The organism is Pseudomonas sp. GT1P32 (genome assembly GCF_054897805.1).
Map to the genome: position 1 here is coordinate 1,465,324 of NZ_CM142704.1, position 12,680 is coordinate 1,478,003.

Genomic DNA, 12,680 nt, shown 5'->3' on the forward strand with positions numbered 1-12,680 from the left:
GGGTTAAACGCTGAGCGCGGCGCGCAGTTGCGCTTCGAGTTGCGCGGCGTCGAGCGCCTGGCCGATCAGCACCAGACGCGTGGTGCGCGCTTCGTCGACGCCCCACTGACGGTCGAAATGCTTGTCGAAGCGCGTGCCCACGCCCTGGATCAACAGGCGCATCGGCTTGTTCGGGATCGCCGCGAAACCCTTGACCCGCAGGATGCCGTGCTTGACCACCAGTTGCGTCAGCGCGTCCATCAGCAGGCTTTCGTCGGCCTGTGGCAGTTCGATGGAAATGGAGTCGAACGCGTCGTGATCGTGGTCGTCATGGTCATCGCCGTCGTGGTGATGATCGTGGTGGCTATGACGGCTGTCGATGTGTTCTTCGGAGCCGGCGCCGAGGCCGATCAGCACATCCAGTGGCAGGCGACCGCTGCTGGCTTCGATGACTTTGACGGCGGGCGGCAGTTCTTCGGCGACTTCCAGGCGTACGCGGGCCAGGTCTTCGGCGCTGATCAGGTCGGCCTTGTTGAGAATCACCAGGTCGGCGCTGGCCAGTTGGTCGGCGAACAGCTCGTGCAGCGGCGATTCGTGATCCAGGTTCGGGTCAAGTTTGCGCTGGGCATCCACTTGGTCCGGGAACGCGGCGAACGTGCCGGCCGCCACGGCCGGGCTGTCGACCACGGTGATCACCGCGTCAACCGTGCAGGCGCTGCGGATTTCCGGCCACTGGAAGGCCTGGACCAAAGGTTTTGGCAGGGCCAGACCCGAAGTTTCGATCAGGATGTGATCGAGGTCGCCGCGACGGGCGACCAGTTCGCGCATCACCGGGAAGAATTCTTCCTGGACGGTGCAGCACAGGCAGCCGTTGGCCAGTTCGTAGACGCGGCCGTTGGCTTCTTCTTCGGTGCAACCGATGGAGCACTGCTTGAGGATTTCGCCGTCGATGCCCAGCTCGCCGAACTCGTTGACGATCACCGCGATGCGACGGCCCTGCGCGTTATCGAGCATGTGCCGCAGCAAGGTGGTTTTGCCCGAGCCGAGGAAGCCGGTAACGATGGTGACGGGAAGTTTGGCCAGTGTTTTCATCGGATGCCCTTTGGCAAGGTGGCGGGCATACGGGACGACGACCGCAGCGACAGGCGCGCGGAAGAGTTCGCCACCGGATCACCCCGCCCGGTTGTAGTGAGAATTCGTGTCGAGGCAGGTCTCCTGGCTGACGGTGTGCCTGTCGCGAGACTGGCGTTGGCTGCGCCTTCCCGCGAACCCGTTGGACAGGTTTGCAGTGGCGTGGCAGCGAACATCACCGTTCACAGTTGCGGGGGCAGCCGCGGCATCGACCGCGTTCCCTTCTTAGCTCCGGCAAACGCCGAAGAACCTCGAATGCGCAAGGCTACGCATGGTGTGGGGGCGGGTCAATGTCTTGTGGCGTCCACCAGGACGCCTTCGCGGGCAAGCCTCGCTCCTACAGGTTGGCGGTGTTTCCTGTAGGAGCGAGGCTTGCCCGCGAAGGGAGCGACTCGGTTCCAAGTTGAGAACCCTTGCCAATTGACGCCCAACCCCCGCCCATGCTCTCCTACACACCTAGTTACGGGTGCCCTTCACAGGGTGAAACGGGAAACCGGTGATTCATGTGCTTTACTCAAAGCCATGTCAGTCCGGTGCTGCCCCCGCAACGGTAAGCGAGCGAAGCGTCAGATCCACTGTGCCAGCAGTTCGGCATGGGAAGGTGACGCTTGCAGGTTTCGGCTGACGCCAAAACCCCTCGTGAGCCCGGAGACCGGCCCGCAACACAAAGTGACGATTACGTTCACTGAATAACAAACCCGCGGCGGGCGGGCGCTGTTTGAATCTCTGCGAGCCCGATTCGCAGGGGTCTTCCATGCGCTCTATCCACCCGCTGACAGACCAGAGGGAAGCGCCATGTCGATCATCAGCAGCACCGGCCACACATCCGCCAGCACCACCACGACCACCCTGGCTCAACGCCTGACCGCTGCCGTCTGCGCATCGATCCTTGGCGCGTGCCTGGTGTATTTCGCCGGTTTCTCGCACATCGAAGCGGTGCACAACGCTGCGCACGATACCCGTCACAGCTCCGCCTTCCCGTGCCATTGAGACCTGCCGACATGATCAAGCGTATTGCGCAAACCGCAGGTTTCACAGGGCTGCTGGCCGCTCTGTTGCTGACCCTGCTGCAAAGCTTCTGGGTCGCTCCGCTGATTCTGCAGGCCGAGACTTACGAAAAATCCGAGCCGGCCGTTGTTGAAGTTCATGAACACGCCGCCGGTGCCGCCGCTCACACCCACGATGCCGAAGCCTGGGAGCCGGAAGACGGCTGGCAGCGCGTGCTGTCGACGACTGGCGGCAACCTGGTGGTGGCTGTCGGTTTCGCCCTGATGCTCGCGGGCCTCTACACGCTGCGCTCGCCGACCAAAACCTCGCAGGGTCTGCTCTGGGGCCTGGCCGGTTACGCCACTTTCGTGCTGGCACCGACCCTCGGCCTGCCGCCGGAACTGCCGGGCACGGCAGCAGCTGACCTGGCACAACGGCAAATCTGGTGGATCGGCACGGCAGCGTCCACCGCCGTCGGCATCGCGCTGATCGCTTTCAGCCGTCATTGGCTGATGAAGATCCTGGGCGTGGCGATTCTCGCCGTCCCTCACGTGATCGGCGCACCACAACCGGAAGTGCACTCGATGCTCGCGCCGGAAGCCCTGGAAGCGCAATTCAAAATCGCTTCGCAGCTGACCAACCTCGGATTCTGGCTGGCCCTGGGCCTGATCAGCGCCTGGTTGTTCCGCCGCAAAAGCGATGGTCAATACCACGCATGACCGACACCAGCACAGCGCCGACGTTAGTGGTCGGCCTGGGCTGCCAGCGCGGCTGCCCCGTCAGCACGCTTCGGGCGTTACTCGATCAGGCGTTACAGGCGCATCAAATCGGACTTCAGCAGATCACGGCGTTGGCCAGCATCGACCTGAAGCGCGACGAACCGGGCCTGATCGAGCTTGCCAAACAACTCGAACTGCCGTTGAAGTACTTCAGCAGTGAACAACTGAAAGATTACAAACCGCGACTCAGCCACCATTCGGACATCGCTTTTGAGCGCACCGGCTGCTACGGCGTAGCAGAAAGCGCCGCCCTCGCCCTTGCCGAACAACTGGCCCAGGCGCCGGCAAAACTGCTGATTTCCCGACAAAAATATGCCCAGGCGACCCTGGCATTGGCCTGCGCTGCGCAAAATCCCCGATAATCCTCGCCTTCGATCATGAGCAATCTTCATCTGAAGCCTTGCCCAGCCCCTTTTTTGACAGGAAACGACGATGACCGTCTATTTCATTGGCGCAGGTCCCGGCGACCCGGAACTGATCACCGTCAAAGGCCAGCGGCTGATTCGCAGCTGCCCGGTGATCATCTACGCCGGCTCACTGGTGCCCGCCGCCGTACTGGAAGGCCACAACGCCGAACAGGTGGTCAACAGCGCCGAACTGCACCTGGAACAGATCATCGAGCTGATCAAAATCGCCCATGCCAACGGCCAGGATGTGGCGCGGGTGCATTCCGGCGATCCGAGTCTTTATGGCGCGATTGGCGAGCAGATTCGTTACCTGCGCGAACTCGATATTGCGTTTGAAATCATTCCCGGTGTTACCGCGACGGCGGCGTGTGCGGCGCTGTTGGGCGCGGAGCTGACGTTGCCGGACGTGTCACAAAGCGTGATCCTGACTCGCTACGCCGACAAGACCGCGATGCCGGCCGGTGAAGAGCTGGGCAGCCTGGCGCAGCATGGGGCGACCATGGCCATTCATTTGGGGGTGAATCACCTGGAGAAGATCCTGGCTGAATTGCTGCCGCATTACGGCGCGGACTGCCCGATCGCGGTGATTCATCGGGCGACCTGGCCGGATCAGGATTGGGTGGTGGGGACGATTGCGGACATTGCCGGGAAGGTTGAGGCGAAGGGGTTTCGGCGCACGGCGTTGATTCTGGTGGGTCGGGTGTTGGGCAGTGATCAGTTCAGTGAGTCATCGCTGTATCGCGCCGGACATGCGCATTTGTATCGGCCATAGCGGCCTCTTCGCGAGCAAGCCCGCTCCCACATTGGACCGAGTTCAACATGAGAACGCGGTCCAATGTGGGAGCGGGCTTGCTCGCGAAAGGGCCAACGAATCTAACGCATAAAAAAACGGCGCTCACGGGGCGCCGTTTTTCATGTCGCAGCGAACACCTTAGTAGTAGGCGTTTTCTTTCTGCGTGTGGTCAGTCACGTCACGAACACCCTTGAGCTCGGGAATGCGCTCGAGCAAGGTGCGCTCGATGCCTTCACGCAGGGTGACGTCTGCCTGGCCGCAGCCCTGGCAACCGCCGCCGAACTTCAACACGGCGATGCCATCATCGACCACATCGATCAGGCTGACCTGACCGCCGTGGCTCGCGAGCCCCGGGTTGATCTCGGTTTGCAGGTAATAGTTGATGCGCTCGTTGATCGGGCTGTCGGCGTTGACCATCGGGACTTTGGCGTTTGGCGCCTTGATGGTCAGCTGGCCGCCCATGCGGTCGGTGGCGTAGTCGACAACCGCATCGTCCAGGAAAGCTTCGCTGAACGAATCGATGTAAGCAGTGAAGCTTTTCAGCCCCAGCGCGGTGTCTTCAGGTTTTTCTTCGCCCGGCTTGCAATAAGCAATGCAGGTTTCGGCGTACTGGGTGCCAGGCTGGGTGATGAAGACGCGGATGCCGATGCCCGGGGTGTTCTGCTTGGAGAGCAGATCAGCCAGGTAATCGTGGGCGGCGTCGGTAATGGTAATAGCGGTCATGGAAACTCCTCGCAGGCTTGGGCGCAGTTTACGCCAATCATCGCGCCGCACAAAGTCCTAGTGTTTTTGTCGGGAAAGATTACGACAATACCTCTGCCTAATGTAGGAGCGAAGCTTGCTCGCGAAGGTGTATCAGCTACATACATGTCGCCTGACACACCTTCGCGAGCAAGCTTCGCTCCTACGTTAGATAGGGGGATTCAGAGGTTTTCGTAGCGGTTCATGTCCAGCACGCCCTCTTCCACCGGGTCGGTTTCGTGGACGTACTGGCTCAGGTCGTGGAAATAGAACCAGAATTGCGGATGACTGCGGCGAATCCCCCAGCGCTCGACGATTTTCTCGAAGCGATTGGCATCCTTGGCGTTTTCCATCGCCTCGACAAAGGCTGGCACCTGATCGGCGGGAATATTGAACATGAAGTTCGGATAGGTGCTGAGCACACCCGGAAAAATGGTCAGCGTGTCGAGCCCCGGCTGATAACGCAGCGACTCACCGAGCAGGAATGCGACGTTGCTGTGCGCGCGGTTGCGCAACAGGCTATAAACCTCGCGTTTGCCGCTCGCGGCTTCGATACGCAGCATCGTCGCTTCCGGCAGTTGATCAATGACCTTCAACCCGGCGGCGGGCCGTGAGGTCAGGCGACTCAAGGCCTGCTCGGCACTCTGCAAATCCGGGTCGATGTTCGGCCGCGAGCAATAGGCCCCGTCGCAGCGATTGATCGGATCGGGCTTGGCATTGAGCTCGCCGTAACGGGCCAACAGTTGCATGGAAAAGTCGCGTTTCGGGTCTTTTTCGTCGAGGTTCAGTGCCGTCGGCTTGTCGTTGTCGATGGACTCGTAATCCAGCCACATCTTGAATTTGCCGCTGCTCTGGTACCAGTCGTCGAGGTAGTCGTCGCGTGAATCGGCGGGCATCAGGCGCAGGAAATTCTGCTCGGCGCCATTACGGATCAGGTCGAAATACAGGCGCGTCTGCGCTTGATGGGAAACGTTGCCGTACACATCGAAGTTGACCGCCAACTGATAATACGTGCGCTCCAGCAACGGGAAATCGAACAGCCACATCGTTTGCGGTACATCGCCGATCAGGCCCTTGTTCACCGAGGCGCTGTCGAAATGCCGGAAGATGGTCAGCAGCGCGTTGTCGTTGCCGGCCCATAAAGTCGACCAGCTCGGCGCGGGCGCGTCGGCGTAGTTGTCGCGGCGCAGCACTTCATACTCGTTACGTTTGTCGCGGTAGTCATGCCACAGGCTCAGCACGCTGCCGACATCGTCGTTCTGCCCCGGCATGGCCAGCAATGGCGTGGCCTGGCCGCGGTAGATCGGGTCGATGATGTAGAGATCATGTTCCGGCGCCTGGAACAGCGCCCAGAAGTTATCGCGAATCACATCCGTGGCGATCTGCCCACGGCACACCGGCCCGCGGATAAACGTACGCACGAAGTATTCGGCGTTATCGAGCATGAATTGATAGCGCGCCTGCGCCGGAATCGCCTCGAACGTGGCAAACGGATTGGCCCGGCGTTCCGGACCGTAGCCCGGCAAGGCATGGACCTGCCAGTTACCGTTGTAGAACAGGCTTTTGACCCGCGCCATCTTCGCCGCGCTTAGCGGGTAGGTGATGTGAGTCTTCTGCACGATCACGCCCTGCACCGGCCACAAGCGGTAATACACCTGCGTGCCCGGATCGTCATTCGGGCGACGGGTGCTGATCAGGTCAATCGGCTGGCCGGTCGGCGTGCGTGAACGCACCCACTGGAAGAAATGCCCCGGCTCACCGTCCTTGAAGTAAATGTGGGCAAGGAACCAGTGCTCGAACAACCAGCGCCCTACCAGACTCTGCCGGGCGCCCGGCGAGTTAAGCAGATTTTCCCACTGCACCACTTGCAAGGCTTCTTTCGCCGAAGGCACCAGGCCTTGTTCATCGATCGGCGCACCCGAGGCCAGCCAGCGTTGCAGCGTCTGGTACTGCTGATCGGTCAGGCCGGTGACCGCCAGCGGCATGCCTTCCTTCGGATGAGCGCCCGCGTAACCGTCGAACTCGGCCGGCATCGCGCACATGTTTTCACGATTGAGGCCCAGGACGATGTCTTCCGGCAATTTGGCATTGGGCGTCAGAGGCGTTTTGTGACCCAGTTCCAGCATCCGCGCCATCAACGCAGCCTGGCTGCCCTGGGCGTCGAGTACCGGATAGAAGCCCTTTTGCTGCCAGGCGTGCTTGCCGAAGGCGTCATAAAACAGCCGGGTCGGCGCGGCTGCCTGGCTGCGTTCGCCGTCGTAGACCGGGACTTTCGACGCGCCGCGCGCCGCGCCTTCGCCGCTGCCCAGGTTGAGCTGACAGGCGGCGTCATTGCAGGCATGGCAGGCCACGCACTTTTCGGTGAAGATCGGTTGGATGTCGCGGGTGTAGGAAATGGCAGCGGAAGGCGCCAGCCCCTGCGCCACGGCGCCCCAGCTTAAAAACAGCAATACGCTGCTGATGACGACGCGATACGACATGTCCCTGTTCCCGATCCTTGAAAAAACGCAGCGATTCTACCGGGACAGCGCCCAGACCAACATGAGCGATATTCATGCAATTCCCCGACATGCTCTAAAACCGCACAGGTTTGCTATGATCCCGCCCCTTCGTCATGGTCTTTCCGAGTAGTCCCAATGTCCGATCGCAGTGTTCGCCTTCAAGCCCTCAAGCACGCCCTCAAAGAGCGCATTCTGATTCTCGATGGCGGCATGGGCACGATGATCCAGAGCTACAAGCTCGAGGAACAGGATTATCGTGGCAAACGCTTTGCCGACTGGCCAAGCGATGTCAAAGGCAACAACGACCTGTTGGTGCTGACGCGCCCGGACGTGATCGGTGGCATCGAAAAAGCCTACCTGGATGCCGGCGCTGACATTCTGGAAACCAACACTTTTAACGCCACGCGGATTTCCATGGCCGACTACGGCATGGAAGAACTGGCCTACGAACTGAACGTAGAAGGCGCTCGCCTGGCCCGCAAGATCGCCGATGCGAAGACCCTCGAGAACCCGGACAAGCCACGCTTCGTCGCCGGCGTGCTCGGCCCGACCAGCCGCACCTGCTCGCTGTCCCCGGACGTGAACAACCCCGGCTATCGCAACGTGACCTTCGATGAACTGGTGGAAAACTACACCGAGGCCACCAAAGGCCTGATCGAAGGCGGCGCCGACCTGATCCTGATCGAAACCATTTTCGACACCCTGAACGCCAAAGCCGCGATCTTCGCCGTGCAAGGCGTGTTCGAAGAGTTGGGCATCGAACTGCCGATCATGATTTCCGGCACCATCACCGACGCCTCCGGCCGTACCCTTTCCGGCCAGACTACCGAAGCGTTCTGGAACTCCGTGGCCCACGCCAAACCGATTTCGGTCGGCCTGAACTGCGCCCTCGGTGCCAGCGAACTGCGCCCGTACCTGGAAGAGCTGTCGAACAAGGCCGGCACCCACGTTTCGGCGCACCCGAACGCCGGTCTGCCAAACGAATTCGGTGAGTACGACGAACTGCCGTCGCAAACCGCCAAGGTCATCGAAGAATTCGCCCAAAGCGGCTTCCTCAACATCGTCGGCGGCTGCTGCGGCACCACGCCGGGCCATATCGAAGCCATCGCCAAAGCCGTGGCCGGTTATGCACCGCGTGAAATCCCGGACATTCCGAAGGCTTGCCGCCTCTCCGGCCTGGAGCCGTTCACCATCGATCGCAGCTCGTTGTTCGTCAACGTCGGCGAGCGCACCAACATCACCGGCTCGGCCAAATTCGCCCGCCTGATCCGTGAAGACAACTACACCGAAGCCCTGGAAGTCGCCCTGCAGCAGGTCGAAGCCGGCGCCCAGGTGATCGACATCAACATGGACGAAGGGATGCTCGATTCGAAGAAGGCCATGGTGACCTTCCTCAATCTGATTGCCGGCGAACCGGACATCTCCCGCGTACCGATCATGATCGACTCCTCGAAATGGGAAGTGATCGAAGCCGGCCTGAAATGCATCCAGGGCAAGGGCATCGTCAACTCGATCAGCATGAAAGAAGGCGTCGAGCAGTTCATCCATCACGCCAAGCTGTGCAAGCGCTACGGCGCTGCAGTCGTCGTGATGGCCTTCGACGAAGCCGGCCAGGCCGACACCGAAGCGCGCAAGAAAGAGATCTGCAAACGCTCCTACGACATTCTGGTCAACGAAGTCGGCTTCCCGCCGGAAGACATCATCTTCGACCCGAACATCTTCGCCGTGGCCACCGGTATCGAAGAACACAACAACTACGCTGTGGACTTCATCAACGCCTGTGCCTACATCCGTGACGAACTGCCGTACGCGCTGACCTCGGGCGGAGTGTCAAACGTGTCGTTCTCGTTCCGTGGCAACAACCCGGTGCGCGAGGCGATTCACTCGGTGTTCCTGCTGTATGCGATCCGCAACGGCCTGACCATGGGTATCGTCAACGCCGGCCAACTGGAGATCTACGACCAGATCCCGGTGGAATTGCGCGACGCCGTCGAAGACGTGGTGCTCAACCGAACCCCGCACGGCACCGACGCCCTCCTCGCCATCGCCGACAAGTACAAGGGCGACGGCAGCGTCAAGGAAGCCGAGACCGAAGAATGGCGCGGCTGGGAGGTCAACAAGCGCCTGGAGCATGCACTGGTCAAGGGCATCACCACGCACATCGTCGAAGACACCGAAGAGTCCCGCCAGTCGTTCGCCCGCCCGATCGAAGTGATCGAAGGCCCGCTGATGTCTGGCATGAACATCGTCGGCGACCTGTTCGGTGCCGGTAAAATGTTCCTGCCGCAGGTGGTGAAATCCGCTCGCGTGATGAAGCAGGCCGTGGCCCACTTGATCCCGTTCATCGAACTGGAAAAAGGCGACAAGCCGGAAGCCAAGGGCAAGATCCTGATGGCAACGGTGAAAGGCGACGTGCACGACATCGGCAAGAACATCGTCGGTGTGGTACTCGGCTGCAACGGCTACGACATCGTCGACCTCGGCGTGATGGTGCCGGCCGAGAAGATCCTGCAAGTGGCCAAGGAGCAGAAGTGCGACATCATCGGCCTGTCCGGCCTGATCACGCCGTCGCTGGATGAAATGGTCCACGTCGCCCGCGAAATGCAGCGTCAGGACTTCCACCTGCCGTTGATGATCGGCGGCGCGACCACCTCCAAGGCACACACGGCGGTGAAGATCGAGCCGAAGTACAGCAACGACGCAGTGATCTACGTGACCGACGCCTCCCGCGCAGTGGGCGTGGCGACGCAGTTGCTGTCCAAGGAATTGAAAGCCGGTTTCGTCGAGAAGACCCGCCTGGAATACATCGACGTTCGCGAACGCACTGCCAACCGCAGCGCCCGCACCGAACGCCTGAGCTACCCTGCGGCCATCGCCAAGAAGCCGCAGTTCGACTGGAGCACCTACGCGCCGGTCAAACCGACGTTCACCGGCTCCAAAGTGCTGGACAACATCGACCTCAAAGTCCTGGCCGAATACATCGACTGGACGCCGTTCTTCATCTCCTGGGACCTGGCCGGCAAGTTCCCGCGCATCCTCACGGATGAAGTGGTCGGTGAAGCCGCCACCGCGCTGTACGCCGATGCCCAGGAAATGCTCGCCAAACTGATCGACGAGAAACTGATCAGCGCCCGCGCAGTGTTCGGGTTCTGGCCAGCCAACCAGGTGCGTGACGACGACATCGAAGTCTACGGCGATGACGGCAAGCCATTGGCCAAGCTGCATCACCTGCGTCAGCAGATCATCAAGACCGACGGCAAGCCGAACTTCTCCCTGGCCGACTTCGTTGCACCGAAGGACAGCGAAATCACCGACTACGTGGGTGGTTTCATCACCACCGCCGGCATCGGCGCCGAAGAAGTGGCCAAGGCGTATCAGGACGCCGGCGACGATTACAACTCGATCATGGTCAAGGCCCTGGCCGACCGCCTGGCCGAGGCCTGCGCCGAATGGCTGCACCAGCAGGTTCGTAAGGATTACTGGGGTTACGCCAAGGACGAGACGCTGGACAACGAGGCGCTGATCAAAGAGCAATACACCGGCATCCGCCCTGCTCCGGGCTACCCGGCGTGCCCCGATCACACCGAGAAGGCCGCGCTGTTTGCGCTGCTCGACCCCGAAGCCGCCGAAATGCGTGCCGGCCGCAGCGGCGTGTTCCTCACCGAACACTACGCGATGTTCCCGGCAGCGGCGGTCAGCGGTTGGTACTTCGCTCACCCGCAGGCGCAGTACTTCGCGGTGGGCAAGATCGACAAGGATCAGGTGCAGAGCTACACCTCGCGTAAAGGTCAGGAATTGAGCGTGACCGAACGCTGGCTGGCGCCGAACCTGGGTTACGACAACTAACCACTCTTCGCGCTGGGCATCGCCTCTGTAGGAGCGAGGCTTGCCCGCGAAGAACGATGACGCGGTTTTCCTGTAGGACTGCGGTAGCTTCTTCGCGGGCAAGCCTCGCTCCTACAGGATCCGGTTGGAATGTCTATGCTTACGACTCACACTCAAGTGACGAGGGGTTTATGGACGATCCAGTCGACAACAAGCCGCCCACTTTCTGGCAGATGCTGCACAGCGTCATGGCGGCGGCGTTCGGGGTGCAGAGCGGGAAGAACCGCGCGCGGGACTTCACCCACGGCAAGCCCAGTCATTTCGTGATTCTGGGGGTTCTGTTCACGGCGGTGTTTGCGTTGACGCTCTACGGCATCGTGCAACTGGTGATCATGCTGGCAGGGGTTTAGCGCATCAGGGTTTGCAGGCTGAACGGATAGCGATAGGACGCAGGCCGGCCCTTGGCCGACAGTCGGCGGAAGTTCACGCCGTAGTCCGGCGATTCACCCATGGCCAGCATTCGCTTGGCGGTTGCCCTGTCGACCAGTTGCAGCAGCGGGATCTGACGGTCACGGCCGCCGTACCGGCTGATGTCCACGCCCCGATCAAGGTCGTGCACCTGCACCAGCGCCCAACCACCCAAAGTGAAATGCCCGCCCAACAATACGCTCAACTTTCCGTCGACCTTTGCCTGCAACGCGGCCGTCGAGGTATTGACCGCGCTGAACAACGCGTCCTTTCCGGGCACACCGCCCGTTTCCGAGTACGCCTGCATGGCGCCAAACGCCATTTCGTCATTGGCTGACCACACCAGCGAGACCTTCGGGTAGCGCCGGAACAGCAACTTTGCCTGTTCATACGCACGTTCGCGGGTCCAACCGCTATAAACCAGTTGCCGCAAACGCACTTGCGGGTGCTCGGCCAGCGCTCGCATCATGCCTTGCTCACGCAGTTGCGCCGACGGTGTGATCTTCAGGCCGGAGAAGGCCAGCAATTCGATCACCTGACCAGGCGCCACGGGCGGATGCTGGCGAATCAGCTCCTTGGCCATCAGGTAACCGCCCTCCTCGTCGTTGGGCACCAGGCTGCCCAGTCGATCAGGGCGTTCGCCCATCAGGCTCAACTGGTTGGCCGTCAGCGACGCGTTGACCATAAACAGTTTCACGCCACTGCCTTGCGCCATGCGCAAGACTTGCGGGGCAATGTACTGTTCGTTGACGAAGAGCAGATAGTCCGGGCGATCGGGACCCTGTAGCGCCAGGCGCGCTTGTGCCAATGTGAGTTCGGGCATGCGTCGGGAATAGACAATCCGCAGGTCGATGCCCAAGTCCGTGGCGGCCGCCTGCATGAACTGCGAATAGCTGACCCAAAAGGCCTCGTCAACATTCCCCGGGTTCAGGAACAACACCGATTCCGCACGCGCAGCAGGGCCGTAAACCGTGCCGAGCAGCAACAGGAAGGTGTAGAAAAACTTCAACATTGATCGTCCGAGCCCCCGGAAATTCGCCGCGCATTATAGCCAGCGAACGCCCGTAAA

At 61.1% G+C, this 12,680-nt stretch carries 10 protein-coding genes and 2 riboswitches; of the genes, 6 read left to right on the forward strand and 4 right to left on the reverse strand.

The annotated features are described in order from the left end of the window. Positions 1–3 precede the first annotated feature (3 nt). Entirely contained in the window at positions 4–1,071 is a 1,068-nt protein-coding gene (cobW, locus tag ACYZUC_RS06610; RefSeq protein ID WP_192416589.1) for a cobalamin biosynthesis protein CobW, read from the reverse strand. Between the two features lie 96 nt (positions 1,072–1,167). Beyond that, positions 1,168–1,379, reverse strand: a riboswitch (cobalamin riboswitch). Positions 1,380–1,557: 178 nt separating this feature from the next. Further along, positions 1,558–1,785, forward strand: a riboswitch (cobalamin riboswitch). Between the two features lie 120 nt (positions 1,786–1,905). Here cobW and ACYZUC_RS06615 point away from each other — a divergent pair. The 4 genes from ACYZUC_RS06615 to cobM all read left to right on the forward strand — a co-directional run bounded on the left by ACYZUC_RS06615 (position 1,906) and on the right by cobM (position 4,055). Next, positions 1,906–2,100, forward strand: coding sequence for a CbtB domain-containing protein (locus ACYZUC_RS06615; protein ID WP_192416590.1), 195 nt, complete (start codon positions 1,906–1,908; stop codon positions 2,098–2,100). 11 nt (positions 2,101–2,111) lie between these two features. Beyond that, positions 2,112–2,816: a CbtA family protein gene (locus ACYZUC_RS06620; protein ID WP_461994483.1), complete on the forward strand. Its 705-nt coding sequence runs from the start codon at positions 2,112–2,114 to the stop codon at positions 2,814–2,816. Continuing rightward, complete coding sequence (locus ACYZUC_RS06625; protein WP_461994485.1) at positions 2,813–3,238, forward strand: cobalamin biosynthesis protein; 426 nt, start codon at positions 2,813–2,815, stop codon at positions 3,236–3,238. The genes ACYZUC_RS06620 and ACYZUC_RS06625 overlap by 4 nt, the downstream gene beginning before the upstream one ends. A 70-nt stretch (positions 3,239–3,308) precedes the next feature. Then, the gene (cobM, locus tag ACYZUC_RS06630) at positions 3,309–4,055 is read left to right on the forward strand and encodes a precorrin-4 C(11)-methyltransferase (RefSeq protein ID WP_461994487.1); all 747 of its coding nucleotides are present in this window, start codon (positions 3,309–3,311) and stop codon (positions 4,053–4,055) included. Between the two features lie 159 nt (positions 4,056–4,214). Here cobM and nfuA read toward each other — a convergent pair whose 3' ends face one another. Then, positions 4,215–4,799, reverse strand: a complete 585-nt coding sequence (gene nfuA / locus ACYZUC_RS06635; RefSeq protein WP_008035804.1) for a Fe-S biogenesis protein NfuA — start codon at positions 4,797–4,799, stop codon at positions 4,215–4,217. A gap of 200 nt (positions 4,800–4,999) precedes the next feature. Further along, the gene (locus ACYZUC_RS06640; protein WP_461994489.1) at positions 5,000–7,297 is read right to left on the reverse strand and encodes a fatty acid cis/trans isomerase; all 2,298 of its coding nucleotides are present in this window, start codon (positions 7,295–7,297) and stop codon (positions 5,000–5,002) included. A gap of 156 nt (positions 7,298–7,453) precedes the next feature. On the opposite strand from ACYZUC_RS06640, the gene metH reads away from it, so the two are divergent. Beyond that, positions 7,454–11,164, forward strand: coding sequence for a methionine synthase (metH, locus tag ACYZUC_RS06645; protein WP_461994491.1), 3,711 nt, complete (start codon positions 7,454–7,456; stop codon positions 11,162–11,164). Between the two features lie 170 nt (positions 11,165–11,334). Next, positions 11,335–11,553 carry a DUF2970 domain-containing protein gene (locus ACYZUC_RS06650; RefSeq protein ID WP_461994493.1) on the forward strand — a complete coding sequence of 73 codons (219 nt, stop codon included), beginning with the start codon at positions 11,335–11,337 and terminating at the stop codon, positions 11,551–11,553. Here the strand turns inward: ACYZUC_RS06650 and ACYZUC_RS06655 are convergent. After that, a complete protein-coding gene (locus ACYZUC_RS06655; protein WP_461994495.1) occupies positions 11,550–12,623 on the reverse strand; it encodes an ABC transporter substrate-binding protein in 1,074 nt (357 codons plus the stop codon). The genes ACYZUC_RS06650 and ACYZUC_RS06655 overlap by 4 nt on opposite strands. Positions 12,624–12,680: the final 57 nt, after the last annotated feature.